Below are 20,011 nucleotides of genomic sequence, written 5' to 3'. Positions count from 1 at the left end.
TGGATGAAGAGGACGTTTTCTGCCGAAGGGGTTACCGAGTACCCGCCAGGATCCAACCTCGCCGCGTTGCAGACCCGGTTCGGCGGATCCGGGGTGGTGGTGCTGTGCATCGATGTGAGTTTTTCGATGTCTGGGGATCCGCTGGAGCAGGCGCAGCGGGGTGGTCGCGGCTTCATCGAGGATGCGGTCGCGGGAGGCTATTCGATCGGGCTCGTGCTCTGGGACCATGAAATTCTCGACGCCGTGCACCCGACGAGGGATGCCGCAAGGGTGCACCGAGCGCTCGATGCTGCCACCGCACGCGGGGGGACGCAACTCGTGCCAGCGCTTACGCTCGCCGAGCGCATGCTGATGGACTCCGATGCCACTGACAAGGTGTGCGTGATCTTCAGTGATGGGTCTCTGACGGATCAGGATGACGCCGAGGCGGCAGCATCACGACTCAGATCCCAGAGGGTGCGGATTCTTACGATCGGCCTCGGCCCGGTCGCCTCTCGCGGGCTCGATCCGCTCGCGAGTCCCAGCCAGCCCGCGACGACGACGTCGACTGCGAAGACGCTGGCGCACGATATGCGGCAGATGGCGGCAGGTCTCAAGAGAAAGAACCGCTCATGAGTGGGTTCTGATGCTCGCGAACTGTGACTTATCCCGTGTGAAAGGAATGCGTCCGTGCCCTACCTGATTCTTCTCTTCCTCGCTCTCTTCCTCCTTGGCGCCTACATTGTCGCGTTGGGATTCCTTCTGTTTCTCATCGCGACGTTCGCGATCGTGCCGCTGGTCGCGATCGCTGCGGTAGGGGCATACGCCGTCGCGGCGATCTTGCCGCTCATCCTTCTGGTTAACAAGGGGCTGAGCGGGATCGACGGCGACCTTGCGACACCGGCCGAGGTTGTCGGCGGACGGGTGCTGGGCGCGAGGCCGTCCGGAGAGATGGCTGCGCACGGTTGGGATCCCGCGTGGCCGCTGTATTTCCCCTATCAGGCGAAACGCGATTTCAAGGCTGTTGCGGCATGGATGATCGGGTTCAACCTTGCGGCTCTGAAACTTCCTTGGCGGTGGGTCAGTGCTCTGTGGCTCCGTTCCAAGGGGTTCTCAAGGTGGTTGTGGTGGGTCCCGGTGATCGTCTTCATGATCCCGACGGTCGCGCTACCGATCACGTTGTTCGCTGTCTTGGAAACGCTTGCAGGCGCGATCTTCATCGGATTGCTGTGGCTCGTGATGACGGCCACCACCTACCTGGCGCGAGCGGGGGGTGCCGCGTACGGCGCGACCGAGCGGTCGTCTCGCCGCAGGGCGAGCAAGGAACTGGTCTGTCCGACGTGTTATCGCACAACGTTGACGCCGGGCTACCTCTGCGCAACGTGCGGTAGAGCGCATCGACTGCTGCAGCCCGGCCCGTTGGGAATACTTACCCGCACGTGCGAGTGCGGGTCGAGGCTCCCGACGACGGCGACTCGTGCTGCGAAAGCGCACCTCGAGGTGGTATGTCCCTATTGCGATGGTCAGTTGTCGGCGACCGCGGGCGCGCGACCGACCGTGTTGATTCCCGTGGTCGGTCCGGTCGGAGCAGGAAAGACCACCTTCTTCGCAAGCGCGGTCGTTGGGATGCAGGACTACGCCTTGGGCGCCGGGGGAGCGTTCGAACCGACTAATCCCGCGGCGACGCAGTTCGCGTCGCTCGCCAGCACGGCGGAGTTGCTTCCGAAGACCGCGTTCGCTGGCCGGCCCGAGGTGATGACATTCGAGGCATCCCGCGGCGGATCCACTCACGATATCCAGCTCGTTGATGCGGCAGGCGAGTTCTTCGTCGATTGGGAGTCCGCTCAGGCTCTCACCTATATCGACAGTGCCACCGGATGGGTCTTCGTCATCGATCCGTTGATGTTGCCGGAGGTGCGGGATGTGATCGAACGCAACGGGGTCGACCTTGGGCAAACGATCGTGGGCACGGGCGACATCGGCGGTGCATACGCGAGCGTCGTCGACCGCTTCAAGGCCTCGGGAGGTCGCCTCAAGGACAAAGCGCTCGCTGTCGTTGTGTCGAAGGCAGACCTCCTCGTGCAGGTGCCGGAGTGGTCGCAACTGAGGGAGGCCAGCGCTGTGCGCCAACTGCTCTTCAACCACGGTGCAGACAACTTGCTGCGTGGAGCAGAGCTCGACTTCGAGAAGATCAGCTACTTCGCTGTCGAGTCGCGAGACCGCGAGGCTCTGGATCCGAGCCGTGACCCGGTCCGCGTCATCGACTGGGCGCTCGCGCAGAAGCGGCTGAAGCTGTCTTTCATGCCCGTCGCTGCACAGCCGGCGCCCGTTGAGGATGCGGCGGCGCACCACGACCCAATTGTCCCGACAAAGTGAGGATGCGCACGAATGAGCGTTGAAGTTCCAAAGTCCTACACGGTGTTCCGGATTCTCATGGGGTCTCTGGTGCTGCTCATCGGTGGCGGCGTTGCTTTCGCCCTCGTGACCGTCGTCACCGGACTGATCGGCTAAGGCGGCGCCATGGCTGAGTTGTTGTCTGTCGCGGGTGCCGTATGCGCCGTGATCGGCGGTTATGTATTGGTGCGCTGGCTGTTCACGCACAAGCGATTTACCGCAAAGCGTCCCCGTCGCTTCTATACGGGGCTCGGACTGCTCGGAATCGCGGTTGGGCTCTTTGCGATTGCAGGCTACTTCGTCCCCTGACGCGGTCTCAGTTGGAGTGGTGATACGAGAGAAGGGATCGAGACATGAGCGCAGAACAGGATGCGCGCCGCGCTGAGTGGGCACGCGCTGCCGCAGAGCGGGAGGCTGCACAGAAGGCAGCTCAGTCGCGCAAGGAACAGTTGGTGGGGGAGTTGCGTTCGATCGCGAACGGTTCGTCGACCTCGTGGGAGACGACGACGCGCGTGAAGAACATCTCCGGTGAGTTCTTCAAAGCGGGCTATGCAGGCAAGGGCATCAATGAGGTGTTGAAGCAGCGGCACGACGAAGCGAAGGCCGAGTATTTTCGCAAGGTTGAGGCCGCACGCAAACGCGAAGAGGAGAAGCGCGACCGAGCGCGTCGCGAGATGGAGCATCAGCTCTACGTTCTTGAGCGGATCGCGCACGCGGACGTCCGTACTGATCGATGGAATGCCTGGAAAGAAGCATCCGACAAGTTCTTCAAGATCGGATACCCAGGGAAGGACGCGAAAGCAGACCTGATGAATCGATTCGGCAAGCTCCGAGACGATCTGGGCCGAGGTCTTGAGCGGGATCGCGCTCACAAGGCGGCGCAGAGAAAGTCGCGCTGGTAGCAACGGCGAGGTGGGCCCATCTGATGGAGTCACTGAGCCGCCGCTGAATCGAGCCGTCGGTGATGCGCGAAACGCGGCCGCTCGCTCTGCGGGATCCATCGCCGATTCATGTCCTGTTTGCGAACCTGATGCAGCGACACTCCTGGCAGGCTTCGAGGTGGCGGCATCCGTTCGCGTCGTGACTCTGCTCGTGCTGGCGGCCTCGGCATCCGTCTGGGTCGTGACCGGATGGCGCGCCCGCCGCGACATCGAACGAACAGACGGATGCCGCACCGACGCGCTCCTCGGCTGGGCCATCCCTCTGGCGCCCGCCGCGCTCGTGCTCTCGACCGTGTGGGTGGGCTGAGTCGGGCTCTCACGCCTCGGGATCGCCAGTTCGCCGTCGGGTACGCGCCGCCAACGCACCCGCTGCCCCGCGCTGGTTGAGCCCTGTCGCGAATGATCCGTGTATCGCGATGCGATACGCGATACATTGAGACGGTGATCGTGAGCTTCCGACACAAGGAACTCCAGGCGCTCTACGAGTCAGGCTCGAAGAGGGGCGTGCAGCCGGCACACGCGCCGAAGCTCTCTCGCATCCTGGGTCTCCTCGATGTGGCGCAATCGGCCGCGGACCTCGCGATCCCAGGATTTCGAACACGCGAACTGAGGGGCGACCTCGCTGGCCACTGGTCGATCTGGGTCAACGGTAACTGGCGAGTGACCTTCAGATTCGTCGGCCAGGATGTCGAGCTCGTCGACTACCAGGACTATCACTAGAGGAGGAGCATCATGATGAAGAGCCCACCGCACCCCGGGCAGATCATCGGCGAGGACGTGCTCGGTGAACTGGGGCTGACTGTCGCGGAAGCGGCCGCACGACTCGGCGTTTCCCGCGTCACGCTTAGTCGTGTCATCCACGGACATTCCGGGGTGAGTCCGAACCTCGCAGTCCGTCTCGAGCGCGCGGGCGTCGGGACGGCCCGCGCTTGGATGGCGATGCAGACCAGTTACGACCTCGCCCGCGAACTCGAAGGCAAGAGCCACGACGTCGAGCCCCTCGTCGTCGCGTGACAAACGCGGAGGCTCTCGAAGCGCTCGAGAGGGCCCAGGACGTTGCCGCCTACCGGCAGGCCAAGGCTGAGGATGACGGCACCCGCGTGACCCTCGATGAGTTACGCGCCGACCTCGCTGGCTCACAACGACAGATGAAGCCGTAGGGCGTCGTCGAGCGCGCCGAGTGATTCGCCCGTGATACGGCCAGTGACGCGGCTCACACGCGAAATCGATACAGTGCGCACCTGTTCTGCCTGGGCTTTGCTGGCCCGGGGGAGTCCCGATTCTTCCGGCGAGAGAAGCACCTGAAACGGATGAACCTTCGAGATGTTCGGGGTCACCGGCACGACCGTGATCACCCCGTGCCCGGTGCGCGCAGCGCTGAGGTTTGCCGTCGCGTTGCTGACAACGATGGCCGGGCGAGCTCGCGCGGCTTCGGATCCGACGGCTGGATCGAGATCGACGAGCACGACGTGACCGCGTCGCAACGCGCGGACAGGATCTGTCACTGCCGCGTAAGCCCGTCGCCGGATGCCGCATCCCACGCATCATCGGCAGGTTCGGCGAAGGCGTCGGCATAGGCATCCGCGAGTCGTTCTTCGCGCAGCAGCCGCACGGCGTCTTGCACCGCCGCGGACCGACTGGAGTAGACGCCGGTTCGGGTCTGGTCGTCGAGGAACGCGAGGTCATCGGTGCTGAGGCTGAGGCTGACTTTCACGTGCACCATTCTTCGATGCTACCGAAGTAGCAAGATCGCAGGCCGGGTGAGCCGGGGATCCGAGAGAACAAGACCGAGGCGGGGGAGGAGTGGATGCAGGACGCAGGCATCCGCGCCTACCGTGATGCAATGCCGGTGAGCATCACGATCCGCAACGTCCCCGACGAGGTGCGCGACGAGCTCGCTGCCCGCGCGGCGCGGTCGGGCAGGTCGCTGCAGGAGTTCCTGAGCGCGGAGCTCGTCCGCATCGCGAGCACGCCAACCCCGGCCAAAGCAGCGGCGCGTGGGCGACTGGCCGCCAGTGTGAATCCCGCCCTGTCCACGGACGAGATCGTCGCCGCTGTGCACGAGGGGCGTCGGTGACAACGGATGCCGACAGTGCCCTGCTGCGGGCGGACGTGACAACCGACCACGCCGGATACGCGGCACTTGCCGAACTCACGAATGCCACGCTCGTGACATGTGACGCGCGGCTCGGGAACGTCCGTGGCACGATGGCCCGCACCGCGTTCGGGTAGGTATTCGAGTCTGGGATTTATGCCTCTGGAGGCGTCTTGCCTCGATCTGCAACTTGGAGGAGCCGCACCGCCCAGACATCGGCAACAAGAGGATCGCGTAGCGCTGCCGACACGGCGGATTTGATCACCCAGTACAGGATCGCGAGACCGACCGCGAAGGCTGCGACGTACAGGGCGATGAGGAGAAGGATCTCGGGACCGAGTGTCATGCGCTCACAGTACTGTTCAGCGAATGACGGACGGAAGGCTCCGTGGTGCCCGAACTTCACGCTTGCAGCTCATCGAGCACGACACGGGAATCGCTGAGATCACCGTGCTGCGCTCCAACATGCCAATCGTTCCGGCTGCCACGACTTCCAGCCTCTCGTGAGCGGCGCGGGACATGGTCGCCCGAACGAATCCGGACGAACACAAGGTCGTGGCGAGTAGCCTATCCGCGTTCACGGCACAGGCGGCCGGAGGTCGATCGTGGGGACCGCCTCACCGTCAACGCCCTTCTTGGCGAGCAGCTCGACCATGTCTTCCTGGCGCGGCTGGCCGAGGGTTAGGCGATACAGAGTCAGGGCGGTTCGCAGCTGTTCGTACTTCGCGATGTCCCGACTCAGCGGGTAGTGCGCGATCACCCGATGGATGCGCGCACTCCCCGGGTACATCCACCATGGAGAGAACTCCCCGAGCTCGTTCGATGACGTTGCCGCCGCGTCGAAGGCTGCGCGCCACGCTCTGACGTCGTTCGAGAGCAGCACGTCGTTCCAATGATGCTCGACAACGTTCTTGCGCACGGCATGCCCGGCGAAGCGATTCACACGTCCCTCGCGCTGCTCGAAGTCGACCGGATTCGAGGGAAGATTCCAATGCAGGATCGAGTGGCTCCACCAGTGGAAGTCGATGCCCTCCTGGCCGACACTGGTCGAGGCGAGAACGAAGGGGGCGAATGGGCTGTTGAAGGCGGCCCGGACTTCTCCTTGACGGACGCCAGCGGCTTCGTCGGCGTCGGACGAGAATCGGCCGCCGTAACGGAGGGCGAACCTCGCCATCATGGGGATCTCGCCGCGCTCGGGTGTGTTGTCTCGTGCGACGTAGCGTGCAGGGCGAAGCTCCATCGACTCGACAGCCCGTCGCGCCAACGCGGCAAGTCCATCGTCGTCGAGTTCCGCGCCGCCGCCTTCGCTGACCAACTGGAAGAGGTACTCGTCCATCACGGCCTGCAGGTTTCCGTCCGCGCAGTACTCAATGACGCTGCGCCAGTAGGGTTGCTCACCGTACAGGGTCACCAGTAGTGCCGTCGACTCGGTGCGGTTGAAGAGGGTCCGGATGCCGCGCACAAGCTCGAACGCCGCGCCCCACAGACCCTCCGCGGTCACGTCGGGGCCGGCGATACTGCGGAGCGCACGCCACGCGATGTTGCCGGGTGAATGGGCGGCGATTCGCGCGAGGTCCGGATGCGTGTGGGTTCCGATGCCCGCGGTGTCGAGCGCGAGCCTCACATGCTCCAGCAATCCCGCGAAGCGGCCCTCCTCGGAGCGGTACTCGAGCAGGCGCTCGGCGCCCGCCGAGCGGAGAGAATCCGGCAAGAGCCCCGGATACGAGAACACTGCATCGGCGACCTGGTCTGTATCCGGCCCCGCGTCAAGTCGCTCGCCGATCCGTTCAACCAGTGACGCTGCCGGCACCTGGGTGCCTGACTCTCGGGCTGCGGCCAGGGGATCGCCAAGCTCCGCGAGCGCAGGGTGGGGCCAGAACAGGGCGAGCGTTGACATCGCTGCGGGTCTACCATCGGCGAGCCGGTACTGCAGTCGCGCTCCCACTGCCTTACGCGCGTCGGGGGTGTTGTCCCGCAGAAGGGTGCGGTCGCCGGCCGCGAGCCGGTCAGCCTCGTAGCTCAGTAGGGCGGCGATCGCTGTCGGTACTCCCGTCCACGCGGAGAACAGCACCCGCTTCGTGACCGAGCCGTCGGAGAGCGGGGCATAGATCGGGCCCGGTTCAAGGTACGGCATCGTGGGAGGAACCCAGAGCAGCTGCCACCAGCCCCGGCCAAGCGTCTCGTCGGCGAGCGCGCGAAGGTGGCCGTTCCCGAGGTCGATCTGCTCGTACGCCTCGACAGCTTGGCGATCCAGTGATCGCGTCGACGCGAGAAGGTCAGCGACAGTGCTCGAGGCGGCGCCTTCGAGCGCCGTCTTGACCTTGTCGGCGGTCTTGTACCCGTCCATGAAGCTTGCGAAGTAGGGGATGGACTTCCAGTACTCCAGATCGACGGGGGAGTCCACAGCGTGTCCGAGCGCCCGTAGCGCTGCCCATTCCCGCAGGTCATCGGCGGTCGGCGAGGTCGTCGGCAAGTGGTGTACCGCAACGAGATCGTCGCGTTCACCAATCGGTGGACGCTCTGACCGTGTCATCAGGGGCGTGAGCACCGCCCTGACGCGCGATGCCGCCGCCGCGGCATCCCCGCCGACGGTGAGCGTCTGACGGTACTCGGCCAAGGACGCCGCAACCTCCCTCTCACTGCCCGCGCTCCCGCCTGCCAAGAAGCGCACGGTGGCGAGGAAGTCCTCGTAGTGGTCGTCGTCGCCATCGTCGCTGTTCGTGAACGGCTTGTACGGAGTTGCGGAGAGCAACAGCACCCGCGCATCGCGGTGTTCGAACAGAGCATGCGCGAGATCGGCGGCATCTCCCGAATCCGGATTGAGGAGGTGTCGGAACCGTTGGAATTCATCGAGGATGATCAGGTCCGGTTCCAGGGTGTCGACACCGGCCTTCGCCAGGGCCTGCCTGAGATCCGAGATCAGGTCGTGGGTGCGGTGCCAGAGTTCGGCGGGCACCGCCCGTTTGAACTTCATCTCCTCGCGAAGGGACACGAAACGGCCGAGCGTACCGTTCTCGTTGATCAGCCGGGTGAACGCATCCACGATCCGAGGGTCAGGCTCGCCACTCAGGTCAGCGCGCAGCGGCTTCACGTACCGGTTGTCGAATCGCTGGGGCGACCGCACCGTCCCGTGCATCATGAGGCGCGTCACGCGACGGTCGGAGTCGGTTCGGTTCGCAATCTGATCAAGGATGATCGTGAGCATCGCACGTTCCGGCGCAGACCCCTGACGCCAACCGCCATCGCTGAATGAGGTTCCCGGCGTGAACGAAACGAGGTTGACCCTCTTCCCCGATCCGGAGGAAGGCGCTGTCAGGCGGCGGCTCTCTCTCGCCAGCATTGTCAGACGGGTTGCCATGCCGATGTGCTCGTCGCCCGTGACGTTCAAGCGGCGCAGGTTCTGTGTCGCGAGGTCGGTGTTGCTGCAGACATAGACGATGTCGATTCTGTCTACGCGGTCGACGGTCTGGAGGTGCTCGATTGCTCGGGCGATGACTCCTCGCGCGACGATGCTCTTGCCGAGCCCTGTTTCGTCGGCGACGAGGAAGCGACCGGATCGGCCCTCGCCGCCGACTCCGTAGAAGCGCTCGATGACATGATCAACGGCTGCGCGTTGAAAACCCTTGAGGCCCGCCATGACGGACTCGACGTCGACCTCGCTCACTCTTCTTCTCCTCGCAACAAGCGGTGCGCAGCCCACACCTGGCTCCAGAGCTCGTCGAAGCCATCCGGAAGAACGGCGTCCGCGTCATGCTCGCGCAGGTAATCGATGATCCGGCGGGCGTCGGACAGGCCCCCGTGATCGTCTCCGACCGCCCGGACCAGTGCTTCGAAGAGGCCGGCGCCGGTGCCGCCGCGAGCCGTAGAACCGAAGAAGCCGGTGGCATCGGCCGAGTTCCCATTTGTCACCGAGACCCCTGACAGCTCCAGCAGAAGCGTGAGGAGCCGGATGAACGCTGCCCTGTCGGTGAGTTGCCGCGCGATTACCGCATCGCGCCTGTTCTCGACGTCGTCGAGCAGGCGGGCGAGCACCACGGTTCGTCGCTGGTTGCCGCCCGAATCCGTCGCCGTCAAGACCAGGAACGGAGTGATGTCCGCAAGGGGGATGCCGTCGACCACCACTCCGGTCGACTCGTCGTATCCGATCGTCGCGCTCCCCAGGTCAGGGCGGGTGAGAAGGTGCCACGTGATCACGACATCCTCATGCCGTGCCACCGCTGCGGCGAAGTTCTCGTCGGCCCAGACGCGCAGCGCGTATCCGACGTCGGTGAGGAGTCGCGCGCTGAAGCGAGCCGAGGCCAAGCCGCGAACCAGGGACTCGAGCGCGCGCTCTGCTTCTTCACGCGCATCCGGCTCCCTTCCGCCGGTGGTCTCGTAGGGAACGGCGAGATCGCCGAGAGCACTCAACGTCGCCTCCACCCCGACCCGCGGCACGGGGCCGACGAACTCGACCATCACCTCGACATTCGCGCTCCAGCCGGCGTTCGTTGCATTGGCTGATCCGAGGAAGACGTGGGCCCCGTCCAGCCGGTCGATGATTACGGCCTTGGCATGCAATCCGGCCAGGGGCTCGGCGCGCGGCACGGGGACGTCCGCGTCCTGAGCTGACTCGTCGGACGGGGGACTTGCCGCGTCGTCGAGCACATACGCCGACAGCCGGGTGTCGAACGAGCGCGAACCGAGTCGGTCCAGACTCTCGGCTCGAGACACCAGGTGCGTCTCAGTGCGGATTCGGGTTCGCAACGCTCCCACTCCCTCGTCGGAGAGGAAGGGCGAGATGATGAGTGCGCGCTTGCCGTGGAGATCGAGTTCCGGGGGTGCTCCGACGCCGAAAGCGTGAAAGGCGACCGCTCTCATCGGGTCGGGTAGATCCCAGATGATCGCGCGCCAGCGCGCAGCGAGCTCATCGATCCGCGCGCGGCGCGCTGGTGGGATCGGGTGCACGGCCCTGTCTGCAAGCGAGCGGAGGAGGTCGACGAGGGGTCGATTGATCGCCGCGGACTCTCGGAGCTTCCCCGGTGGGGCGGGGTGGCCGTCCAATCGAACGATGACGTCCCAGCTGCGATCGGCGGTCAGATTGCGACTGGAGCAGAGGAAACGGAAGGCGCTGGTCTCTCCTGCGCGGTATTCGAGGAACCACACTTTCGGGTGGAACAGTCCCCGGCGGGGAGCGACGGGGTGGACGATCGGCTCGAGGAACGCGACAAGGTCCGAGCGCGTGCCCATCGTGATCTCGCCCGCCTGAGCGAAGATGTCGACTCGATCGGCAGCGCGGCGGATGGAATCGAGAACCCCGAGCGTGTCATCTCGCACCGCGACACGGTGCGACGCGAAAGACAGGGGAACGGCGAGGGCAGAGGCCAGATCCAGCGTGAACGTCGTTCCCACGGCGTGCGCGAGTTCGAATCCGGGGGGCGGTCTGAGCTGCTCGGTCAGTGCCGCGCGGGTCTGCGGCTCAAGCATCCTGGTCTCCGGGTGCGCTGTCGAGCCCGGCGTGAATGTCAAGCAGGATGCCGCGAACAGTGGACCATCGATACGTCATCGCGCCCGCTCCCGCAGTGCCACCCCAGGAGGCAAGACGTCCGAGGTTTCCGAGACGCGCCTGCGGACCCTTGTGCTGCCGTTCGCGCGCCGCCATGAACTCACGAGCCGGCCCGTACTCGATGATCGACTGGCCGCCCCCATCGGCCAGGAGGTCTCGCCACGCAGTCACGAACTGTCGGGTGCGGGGATTGATCGGAGACCCGCGGACGATGTCGACGCGATGAAGCAGTGCCGCCAGGTCCCACGACGTCAGATCGACAAGACCCTCGAAGCGTGACTGCCAATCCTCCAGCGCAGCCCCGAACCGTTCGGACGGAGCGTTGAGTCTGTCATAGCCGGCTGACTCGTACTGCTCCGCGAGCATCAGGTTGTAGAGCAGCTGTGCACCGTGCATGAGTGCGGAGAACGATCGTGCGTCGTCGAGCCACTCACGAGCGGTACCACTGACCCGCAGTGCCGCTGCATCGGCCCAGGGAGTCGGGCTCTCCGGCGCCGGGCGGTCGATGACCAGATGCGCAAGAAGAGTCTCCGGCGCGAAGCCGAGCAGACGGTCCCGCAGCCATGCCGCCTCTTCGTATCGGAGTGTGAAACCCCCGGGGATCGACTGCGGGAACCCGTCGGGCGGATTCGGCATCGTCGATGACCAGGCGTCCGGCCTTCCGCTTTGTGTTGCGGTGGGGTCATCGGACAGTGCTCCGCGCACACGGATCGCGATCGACTCTTCTCGCGATAGGGACGGATCGGCGAGGATGCCGTAGTGCCGGAGCATTGACCAATACACCGCCGAGGGGAGTGTCTTCAATGCTTCGCCAGCCTGCATCCCGAGAAGACCGGCGTAGTCGTCAGAGTCCCGGAGCGCACGGATGATGTCGCGCTCGAACCGGTCGGCGGCGGCTGCGGGGTTCGGGCGGTTGGCGGCAAGCTGGTACGCCCACGGCACGAACAGCAGGTATCGCGCGCGAGTGAGCAGCGTGGAGGTTCCAGGGAAGAGCGCGTCTGCGATCGCATCTCGGATCTGACCGAGTCCGAGCTCGTCGCGACTCTCGCGGTCGGAGAAGAGCCGGATGATGTCTCGCATCCGTCGCTGTTCCTCGCTCGAGGCGTCGAGCCACGCGATCGCGGATGCCATCACGTCTGTGATGTCGGGACGAGCGCTCCCGTTGCGTCAAGGACCTTGAGGGTGGCGAGGACCGCGCTGTCGCGGTACTGCTTCGACTTCGCGGCCTCGCGCACTTTGGCCACCACGTGCTTCGCGTCGTAGACCTGAAGCGGACCGCTTCCGATGATCTGAGACTTCGCCCACTCCCGGATCTCCGCTTCGCTCGCCGCGGTCGAGAATCGTCCCGCATACAGACGCATCTCGATCTGATCGACGTCGTAGCCGAACCGCTCCGCAGCGCGGTTCACGACCGCTTCACGCACATCGGTTTGGTTGAGCAGTGCGTACCACTTCGCGTAGTTGGTGCCGTCGCCTTTGACGTGGCTAGCGACCACGCCCCGAGAGCCGAAGAACGACTTGACCGTCGCAAGGACGAGCCGGTCTCTGCATGCGCCGACGAGGTCTACCTCGAACCCGTGAGTCTGGTACTCGTCATAGGCGGCCTTGCGCGTCTTGCGCGTGACGTTGAACTTGAGTGCGCCCGACACGACGAGTCCCTCAGACTCCATCGACAACGCGACAAATTGCTCGAATGCTTCCATGCTGCCCCCGCCGTCACCCTAGCGTGTGGGTCCGTCGCGCGGTGGGAGGACGGATTCCGAGGCGGAGTTGCGGCCCGCCAGTCAGAGGCGCCCAAGCAGTTCCGTCTTCTTGAGAGCGAACTCCTCCTCCGAGAGGATGCCGGCATCTCTGAGAGAGGCAAGCTTGCGCAGCTGCTCGGTCACATCGACTTGCGGAGCATGTGTGACGGGAGCATCTGTCGACGTCTTGGCTCCGGAAGAGAAGCGGTCCTTGACGAGTCCGGAAAACGAGGTCGAAGGCTGCGCCCACAGCGGCCGACGCCGCCTTGCCGAAGCGCCCCGGCAGCGCGACGCCTGCTGCCGCCTTTCCCATGGCGCTGGTGGCGGTGTCCTTCGTCTCAATCGGGATTTCCTCCCACGACTTCACGTGCTCAGCGGTGAGCTTGCGGCGCTTGAACCCCGTTTGGACGACCAGGTCACTTTCAAACGTTGCGGTGGCGACTGTCGAATCGAGATACGCGCCACCGATTACCTTGCCAAACGAACTCATGCGCAGACGCTATTGTCGCCCGGAGACACCGAAGGTGTGCCTCCCATGCTCACTCGGTGAAGGATCACACTTCGGCGGATTTCCCCAGCGAAACGCACTTCTTCGACGCTCCTTGCGCTCAGCCACGTGCAGCCCCCTGGTCCTTCAGGTACTCATACAGCATCGCCGGCAGCGCCTTCCCCAGCTCGGCGAACAGCCCGCTGTCGCTGAAGAGGTCATCGATGAATGCGGGCGTCTCATCGCGCACACCGAGCAGCGCCTTCGTGAACGCCTTCGGCAGCGCGGGCGACTCTGCGAACTGCTGCGGGCTGTTCACTGCGGCCTGGTTCGCGAGCTCGACGTCCAGGGCGAGCTTGCCGACGATGTGGTTCATCTGCAGGTCGATGACACCGACGCCGTACTTGTCGCCGAGGCGTTCGTTGAGCTTCTGGATGATCTCCTCGAGCGCGGACCGGTGCTTCTCGTGGATCGCGCCCGACCCGATCGCGGTGATCGGATCCAGCCCAGGGCCCTGCTCGAGGTTCAGCTTCACCGACTCGCCGGCGCTGATCTTGTACCCCACCAGCGTCACGTCCGAGATGTCGACGGGTTCGATGATCGTCGCGGTCGACAGTTGGGGGAGGATGCGGCGGAAGAAGTAGTGCCGGCGCGGGAGGTCGGTGTCTTCGAGGTTCCGGGCCTGGGAGATGAAGTCGTAGAACTTCACGAAGTTGCCCACATCGGCCTTGAACAGGCGCAACTCGTCCTGCTCGGCCTTGTCGTCATCCAGAACCGCAGCGACCCACCGCTTCTGGAAACGGTCCACCGCCGGAGCGGTCGCCGCCGACACCTTCGAGTTCACATTCACGCCACCGGCCAGCGCAGCATCGAACGCCTGCTCGACCTCCGACATGTAGTAGATCCCGGCGGAGTCGAGTTTCACGACGAGGTCGTAGATCAGGTTCGGGTCGGTCGTCGCGGTGAGCGTCGCCTTCCGGTAGTACGGCAGGAACGCATCCAGCACCTCGACAGGGTCGTTGACGAAGTCGAGGACGAACGTCTTGTCCTTGCCCGGGTAGGTGCGGTTGAGTCGGGAGAGGGTCTGCACGGCCTGCACGCCGCCGAGCTTCTTGTCGACGTACATCGCGACCAGGCGAGGCTGGTCGAACCCGGTCTGGAACTTCTCCGCCACGATCATCACGTTGTACGTGGCCGGCTTGAACGCCTCGGCGAGATCCGACTGGACACCCGGGTTCAGGGTCCGCTCCGTCAGCCCCTCACCGACATCGTCCGGGTCATCGACCGTTCCCGAGAACGCGACCAGCGACCTCACATCCTGCAGCCCGCGATCAGCGATGTAGTCGTCGAGGTACTTCTTCCATCGCACCGCCTCGACGCGCGACCCCGTGACGACCATCGCCTTCGCCTTGCCCTCGAGCAGCGGCTGCACGAAGGTGCGGAAGTGGTCGACGACGATCTTCGCCTTCTGGCTGATGTTCGTGGGATGCAACCTGACGTACTGTACGAGCGCTTTCACCGCGGTCGACTCGTCGACCTCGTCGGCACCGTCGTAGTCGGAATCGGGATGCTGCAGCTTCCACGCCACCTTGTACGGGGTGTAGTTCTGCAGCACGTCGAGGATGAAGCCCTCCTCGATCGCCTGCTGCATCGAATACAGATCGAACGGCTCCGGCGTCGCATCCGGCCCCGCGTCCTCCGGGACCCGGCCGAACAGCTCGAGGGTCTTCGCCTTCGGGGTCGCGGTGAACGCGAAGTAGGAGATGTTCGGGGCGGACGCGGTGACCTCCATCGCCCACTGCAGGTACGCGTCCGAATCGATCGGGGCCCCCTCCGCGACTGCGGCCTGCTCGTCCGGCGACAGCACCTTCGTGAGCGCACCCGCGGTCGATCCGGTCTGGGATGAGTGCGCCTCGTCCGCGATGACCGCGAACCGGCGCCCCTGCAACTCCGGCAGAGTCTGGATCGCGGTGATCAGCGCCTCGAAGGACTGGATCGTTACGATCACGATGTTCTTGCCGCCGGTCAGCGCGGCGGCGAGCTGCTTCGACTTCGACTCGCCCGCATCCTTTGTGATCGACTGCACCACCCCGGCCTGCTTCTCGAACTGCGAGATCGCATCCTGCAGCTGCTTGTCCAGCACCGTCCGATCGGTGACCACGACAACCGTGTCGAACACCCGCACATTCGCATCATCGTGCAGCTGGGAGAGGCGGTGCGCAAGCCACGAAATCGAGTTCGTCTTCCCCGACCCCGCCGAATGCTGCACCAAGTACCGGTTCCCCGGCCCCTCCACCCGCGCTGCCTCGACCAGCCGGGTCACGGCCCGCCACTGGTGGTACCGCGGGAACAGCACCTTCTCCGTCTTCGTCTTCTTTCCCGTGTCGGGGTCGACATCGACCTCGACCTGCAGGTGCACGAACGAACCCAACAGCTGCAGCCAGGTATCCCGCTGCAGGATCTCCTCCCAGAAGTAGGCGGATGCCGACCCAGTCGGGTTCATCGGGTTCCCCGCACCCTCATCCGCACCCTTGTTGAACGGCAAGAACCGCGTCTTCGGTCCGGCGAGGCGCGTGGTCATCCGCACCTCGGAGTTCGACACCACGAAATGCACCAGCGACCGCTTCGCGAACCCGAACAACGGCTCACCCGCCGGCGATCGGTCGAACCGGTACTGGTCCACCGCGTTCCCGATCGACTGCGTGAAGTCGGTCTTCAACTCGACCGTCGCGACCGGGATGCCGTTCACGAACAGCACCAGATCCAACGCCTTGTTCGGATGCTTCACCGAGTAATGCAACTGACGCATCACCCGCACCCGCATCTTCGCGTACGCCTCAAGCGTGTCCGGGTTCTGAGTGGTCGCCGGCCGAAACTGCGCGAGCTTGAACTTCACGGCGCCGCCATGCAGAGGCACCATCGAGAAGCCTTCATGCAGGATCCGGATCGTCCCACCGTTCTTCAGGGGGTCAAGATCCAGCGACTTCGCGAGGCGGTTCAGGATGCCGTCGCCCGCGGCCTTGCGCTGCGCGTCGGTGTCGCCGGGTCGGACGACCTTCGCGAACTCGGTCGGCTGCGAATCCTCCAGCCAGCCGAGCACGTCGTCGGGGAACAGGGCGAGTTCACGGTTGTAGCCGGCATCGGTTGGCGAGTAAAGCCAACCGTTTGCGGCGAGATGCCGGGCGATCTCGTTCTCCAGCACCGACTCCAGATGTGCCCCGGCAACACCACTCACACCGCCACCCCCACTTCGATCTTCCCCGTCACAGCCGCAGAAATCAGCGCCGCGCGACGCTCACGAGCAAGCTCAATGGTGGTCGTGGCGACGGAAATGGCCTCGTCGATGGCAACGACATCTCGATCGAGCCTCGTCGTGATGACCTGCTGAGCTGCAACATCGGGCAAAGCGATCGGAATGCTCGCTACGTCGCCGAGGTATAGCCCTGGCTGCGCTGAGACCTTCGCGCGCAACCAAACCTCGTCCTGGAACGCTCGCGTTTGCGTGTAGTACCAGAGGAATCTGGAGGTCAGGAGGCGTCCGGGGCGGAGAAATGCAACGCTGCGCTGGAACGACAACGAGTCCGTGAGTTCATACACCGCGGACTTGCCGATTGTTGCCCCAACAATCACAAGCAATACATCGCCGCGGCGAGGGAATCCGTTCGCGACAATTGCGCGGTGGTCGTCCTCGGAGATCGTTGATTCCTTGCCATCAAGCACGAGTCGCCCACCTTGAACGTTCCGCGCACCGAGCAACGGGTGAGGGCTCTCAATTCGGGCGAAGCTGCCGTGCGTCCCATCCTTCAAACCGCGGAGTAGCACTCCGAGCTTCGCGGTCGCTCCTGCGCCCTCCCGAATCGCCAGTTCTATGACAGCGCCACGGCGTTCGGTGAGCAGGGTGATGAGTTCCTCGTTCTTCGCGATGAACGCGTCGATCTGCGCCGTTTCCCGATCCAGATAGTCCGCAATCGCCCGCTGGTCGTGGGGTGCGGGAAGCGGGATCCGGATCCGAACGAGGTCCGACGCGTTGATCGCGGGGTAGCTCACGCCAGTCGATTGGGCAACGACCTGATCCATGAAGGCGCGATCAAGGACCGCGTACTTCAAAAAGCGTTCGTCCACTCCACGCGCGCGAAGCACGGCGAATCCCGTCGAACAGATGGCACCGTCGTAGTTCGTGCCGACGGCGGCAACGGCTCGGAGGTAGGTCCTAACCGTTGACACGATGACGTCGCCGCGTTGCAAGATTCGGCGCGCCCTGCTCGGGGCCTCACCGAATGCGACATCGGCTGCGCCGGTAATGCCGTCAGTCTCGTTCACGTCCGAGATCTCGACGTATCGGATCTGAGTGCTCTCGTCCGTCGACTCAGGCAGGGAATCGTCGTTGTAGCTGACGACCCATTTCAGCGGGACCTCGGCAATCACCGCTCCACCTCGACGAGCATTGCGCGGAGTTGGTCCATGACGGCGTCGAGGTCGCGGTCGATTTCTTCGAGCGGGCGGGGCGGGATGTACTGGTAGAAGTGGCGGGTGAAGGGGATCTCCGCGCCTTCCTTGGTCTTGGAGTGGTCGATCCACGCGTCGGGCGCGTACGGGAGGACTTCGCGGGCGACGTACGCGTCGACATCCTCGTCCCAGGGCACGTTCTCGGTGTCGCGGAGGGAGGCATCCGGTTCCGGGTTCCCCTTGGTGTCGGTGCAGGTGTCGGCGCTGTCGTCCTGCTCGCCGAGCTCCGTCGTGACGGTCTTGAGCAGCGGCGCGGGGAGGGTGAGGCCTTCGGCTTTCGCGGCATCCTTCAGCACCTTCTGGAACTCAGCCCGGTTCTTCCACACCGTGTCGGTGCCGAGCCGGTCGAGGGCGGCGCGAAGGGCTGCGGCATCCGCCTCGCTTAGCTTCTGGATCGCCTTGGCGTCGAAGACGGTGTCAATGCGTTCGGGCGTCGCGTGCCAGTTGAGTTTGAGGGGGCGTTCGACGGTGATGGTGCGGTAGAGGAAGTCCTCGTTGCGGAAGATCTTCGAGTGCTCGCCGTCCTCGAAGCGAGCGTAGAGGCCGACGATGGTCTCGATGTTCTTCGGGGACAGTTCGTTGCGCTTGGAGCCGAGCCCTTTGCGGAGCTTGGTGAACATCTCGCGCCCGTCGATGAGCTGCACGCGGCCCTTGCGGTTCTCGTCTTTGCGGTTGGTGAGGACCCAGATGTAGGTGGAGATGCCGGTGTTGTAGAACATGTCCTTCGGCAGTCCGATGATCGCCTCGACGAGGTCGTTGTCGAGCAGCCACTTGCGGATGTTCGACTCGCCACCGCCGGCGCCTCCGGAGAACAGTGGAGACCCGTTGAGGACAATCGCCATGCGGGAGCCGCCGTCTTCGGGTTTCCGCATCTTCGACACCAGGTGCAGCAGGAACAGCATGGCGCCGTCGCTGACGGCGGGAGTTCCGGGGCCGAAGCGGCCGTTGAAGCCGAGCTTGGTGTGTTCGTCGTCGACGTAGGTGCGCTGGTCTTTCCAGTCGACGCCGAAGGGCGGGTTGGAGAGGCCGTAGTCGAACTTCTTGTCGTCGAAGGCGTCTTCGGTGAGGGTGTCGCCGAGTGCGATGTTGTCGACGTCTTGGCCCTTGATGACCATGTCGGCCTTGCAGATCGCGTACGAGGCGTCGTTGTAGTCCTGCCCGTACAGGCTCAGCTGGATGCCCGGGTTCAGGGTGCGGAGGTACTCGTCGGCGACGGAAAGCATGCCGCCGGTGCCGGCGGTCGGGTCGTAGATGGACCGCACCACTCCCGACTTCGACAGCGCGTCGTCGTCGAGCGCGAACAGCAGCTCCACCATGAGCTTGATGACCTCACGCGGGGTGTAGTGGTCGCCCGCGGTCTCGTTCGACTTCTCATTCGCGAACCGGATCAGCTCCTCGAACACCAGACCCATCTGGATGTTGCTGACCGTGCGGGGGTGGAAGTCGGCCTGCGCAAACTTCTCGGTCACCGCGAACAGCTTGTTCTTCTCCGCCAGCTTGTTCAGCGTCTTGTCGAACTCGAACCGCTCGAAGATGTCCCGCACGTTCGAGGAGAACCCGGCCAGGTAGGACGACAGGTTCGCGCGAAGGTCGGCAGGGTCGGCGACGAGCTTGCCGAAGTCGAACGGGGACGTGTTGTAGAACTGGTGACCCGCAGCTTCCTGAAGCTTCATCACCTGGAGCATCTCGGGGAGTGACGCGATTCCCTTCGCAGCGTCGAGGACCGCGGGCTTGGTGTCGGCGAGGACGGCGTCGAGGCGGCGGAGCACCGTGAATGGCAGCACCACCGACCCGTACTCCGAGGGCTTGAACGGGCCGCGAAGCGACTCGGCGATGTTCCAGATGAAGGCGACGTGATTCACCACAGGTGGGCACTCCTGCTGTCGAGCAACGATGAAGCGGCGCCGGCGCCGCGGATGCTCCCATACTGGCCCATGGTGGCGACACGGTGTGGGCGCATTGTCGGGACTGCGAGGGATCCGCTTGCGGGCGAAGCCCGCTGGCGGGACCGATTCGTGCGATTTGCGGAATCGAATAGCCGCGCCCAAGGGATGTAGTGCTCCGCCCCATCGCCCCCGCGACACATCGATCCACCACGTAAGCGGCGGCTGTCAGCGGATCGACTCCCCGCCGATGCCACACCCTCCGGAAGCGGGGACTTCGACATAGCAATTGGGGCACGTTTTCGCGGCCTGTGCCTCACGTTGGCGCTCGGCGCTCAGAGCAGCGGGTTGATCGCCAGCCACCAGTCGGTCGTAGGACGTCCGGCAGTGCTCCGCCACCTTGGCCGCGTCGCGATCGTAGGAGGCAGGCAGGCGAACCTCG

General features: G+C 64.6%; 22 protein-coding genes. 11 read left to right on the top strand and 11 right to left on the bottom strand.

Annotated features, from left to right (window positions below; genetic code table 11):
* The first annotated feature begins 3 nt into the window (after positions 1-3).
* From B4F19_RS10710 to B4F19_RS10670, 9 genes are all read left to right on the top strand, one after another.
* The gene (locus B4F19_RS10710) at positions 4-615 is read left to right on the top strand and encodes a vWA domain-containing protein (protein WP_292734819.1); all 612 of its coding nucleotides are present in this window, start codon (positions 4-6) and stop codon (positions 613-615) included.
* A 54-nt stretch (positions 616-669) separates the two neighbouring features.
* Positions 670-2,355 carry a TRAFAC clade GTPase domain-containing protein gene (locus tag B4F19_RS10705; protein WP_292726587.1) on the top strand — a complete coding sequence of 562 codons (1,686 nt, stop codon included), beginning with the start codon at positions 670-672 and terminating at the stop codon, positions 2,353-2,355.
* 12 nt (positions 2,356-2,367) lie between these two features.
* On the top strand, positions 2,368-2,490 hold the full coding sequence (locus tag B4F19_RS10700) for a hypothetical protein (RefSeq protein WP_292726589.1): 123 nt from the start codon (positions 2,368-2,370) through the stop codon (positions 2,488-2,490).
* 9 nt (positions 2,491-2,499) lie between these two features.
* Positions 2,500-2,682: a hypothetical protein gene (locus tag B4F19_RS10695; protein WP_292726591.1), complete on the top strand. Its 183-nt coding sequence runs from the start codon at positions 2,500-2,502 to the stop codon at positions 2,680-2,682.
* A 44-nt stretch (positions 2,683-2,726) separates the two neighbouring features.
* Positions 2,727-3,275: a hypothetical protein gene (locus tag B4F19_RS10690; RefSeq protein ID WP_292726593.1), complete on the top strand. Its 549-nt coding sequence runs from the start codon at positions 2,727-2,729 to the stop codon at positions 3,273-3,275.
* Positions 3,276-3,432: 157 nt separating this feature from the next.
* The gene (locus B4F19_RS10685) at positions 3,433-3,621 is read left to right on the top strand and encodes a hypothetical protein (RefSeq protein WP_292734816.1); all 189 of its coding nucleotides are present in this window, start codon (positions 3,433-3,435) and stop codon (positions 3,619-3,621) included.
* A 134-nt stretch (positions 3,622-3,755) separates the two neighbouring features.
* A complete protein-coding gene (locus B4F19_RS10680; RefSeq protein WP_292734814.1) occupies positions 3,756-4,034 on the top strand; it encodes a type II toxin-antitoxin system RelE/ParE family toxin in 279 nt (92 codons plus the stop codon).
* Between the two features lie 12 nt (positions 4,035-4,046).
* A complete protein-coding gene (locus B4F19_RS10675; RefSeq protein ID WP_292734811.1) occupies positions 4,047-4,328 on the top strand; it encodes a HigA family addiction module antitoxin in 282 nt (93 codons plus the stop codon).
* A complete protein-coding gene (locus B4F19_RS10670; protein WP_292734808.1) occupies positions 4,325-4,474 on the top strand; it encodes a hypothetical protein in 150 nt (49 codons plus the stop codon). Before B4F19_RS10675 ends, B4F19_RS10670 begins: the two co-directional genes overlap by 4 nt.
* On the opposite strand, the gene B4F19_RS10665 is transcribed toward B4F19_RS10670, so the two are convergent.
* The gene (locus tag B4F19_RS10665) at positions 4,451-4,819 is read right to left on the bottom strand and encodes a type II toxin-antitoxin system PemK/MazF family toxin (protein ID WP_292734805.1); all 369 of its coding nucleotides are present in this window, start codon (positions 4,817-4,819) and stop codon (positions 4,451-4,453) included. The genes B4F19_RS10670 and B4F19_RS10665 overlap by 24 nt on opposite strands.
* Entirely contained in the window at positions 4,816-5,037 is a 222-nt protein-coding gene (locus tag B4F19_RS10660; RefSeq protein ID WP_292734802.1) for a ribbon-helix-helix domain-containing protein, read from the bottom strand. The genes B4F19_RS10665 and B4F19_RS10660 overlap by 4 nt, the downstream gene beginning before the upstream one ends.
* Positions 5,038-5,121: 84 nt before the next feature.
* On the opposite strand from B4F19_RS10660, the gene B4F19_RS10655 reads away from it, so the two are divergent.
* Both B4F19_RS10655 and B4F19_RS10650 read left to right on the top strand, forming a co-directional pair.
* A complete protein-coding gene (locus B4F19_RS10655; protein ID WP_292734799.1) occupies positions 5,122-5,391 on the top strand; it encodes a FitA-like ribbon-helix-helix domain-containing protein in 270 nt (89 codons plus the stop codon).
* Entirely contained in the window at positions 5,388-5,546 is a 159-nt protein-coding gene (locus B4F19_RS10650) for a hypothetical protein (RefSeq protein ID WP_292734796.1), read from the top strand. Before B4F19_RS10655 ends, B4F19_RS10650 begins: the two co-directional genes overlap by 4 nt.
* A 17-nt stretch (positions 5,547-5,563) precedes the next feature.
* Here the strand turns inward: B4F19_RS10650 and B4F19_RS10645 are convergent, their stop codons facing one another.
* The 9 genes from B4F19_RS10645 to B4F19_RS10605 form a co-directional block, all read right to left on the bottom strand.
* Positions 5,564-5,755, bottom strand: a complete 192-nt coding sequence (locus B4F19_RS10645; RefSeq protein WP_292734793.1) for a hypothetical protein — start codon at positions 5,753-5,755, stop codon at positions 5,564-5,566.
* 231 nt (positions 5,756-5,986) lie between these two features.
* Complete coding sequence (locus B4F19_RS10640) at positions 5,987-9,073, bottom strand: hypothetical protein (protein ID WP_292734790.1); 3,087 nt, start codon at positions 9,071-9,073, stop codon at positions 5,987-5,989.
* The gene (locus B4F19_RS10635; RefSeq protein WP_292734787.1) at positions 9,070-10,872 is read right to left on the bottom strand and encodes a phospholipase D family protein; all 1,803 of its coding nucleotides are present in this window, start codon (positions 10,870-10,872) and stop codon (positions 9,070-9,072) included. Before B4F19_RS10635 ends, B4F19_RS10640 begins: the two co-directional genes overlap by 4 nt.
* Complete coding sequence (locus B4F19_RS10630; protein ID WP_292734786.1) at positions 10,865-12,082, bottom strand: DUF6361 family protein; 1,218 nt, start codon at positions 12,080-12,082, stop codon at positions 10,865-10,867. The genes B4F19_RS10635 and B4F19_RS10630 overlap by 8 nt, the downstream gene beginning before the upstream one ends.
* Positions 12,082-12,654 carry a hypothetical protein gene (locus B4F19_RS10625; RefSeq protein ID WP_292734783.1) on the bottom strand — a complete coding sequence of 191 codons (573 nt, stop codon included), beginning with the start codon at positions 12,652-12,654 and terminating at the stop codon, positions 12,082-12,084. Before B4F19_RS10625 ends, B4F19_RS10630 begins: the two co-directional genes overlap by 1 nt.
* 81 nt (positions 12,655-12,735) lie before the next feature.
* A complete protein-coding gene (locus B4F19_RS10620) occupies positions 12,736-12,837 on the bottom strand; it encodes an SHOCT domain-containing protein (RefSeq protein WP_292734781.1) in 102 nt (33 codons plus the stop codon).
* 464 nt (positions 12,838-13,301) lie between these two features.
* Entirely contained in the window at positions 13,302-16,415 is a 3,114-nt protein-coding gene (locus B4F19_RS10615) for a type I restriction endonuclease subunit R (protein WP_292734778.1), read from the bottom strand.
* Positions 16,412-17,605, bottom strand: coding sequence for a restriction endonuclease subunit S (locus tag B4F19_RS10610; protein ID WP_292734775.1), 1,194 nt, complete (start codon positions 17,603-17,605; stop codon positions 16,412-16,414). Before B4F19_RS10610 ends, B4F19_RS10615 begins: the two co-directional genes overlap by 4 nt.
* Positions 17,602-19,551 (bottom strand): type I restriction-modification system subunit M, encoded by a 1,950-nt coding sequence (locus B4F19_RS10605; protein ID WP_292734772.1) that lies wholly within the window; start codon positions 19,549-19,551, stop codon positions 17,602-17,604. The genes B4F19_RS10610 and B4F19_RS10605 overlap by 4 nt, the downstream gene beginning before the upstream one ends.
* Positions 19,552-20,011: the final 460 nt, after the last annotated feature.

The sequence above is a fragment of the Microbacterium sp. UBA1097 genome (assembly GCF_002313585.1).
GTDB lineage: Bacteria > Actinomycetota > Actinomycetes > Actinomycetales > Microbacteriaceae > Microbacterium.
This window is presented reverse-complemented; position numbering and strand designations above follow the sequence as displayed.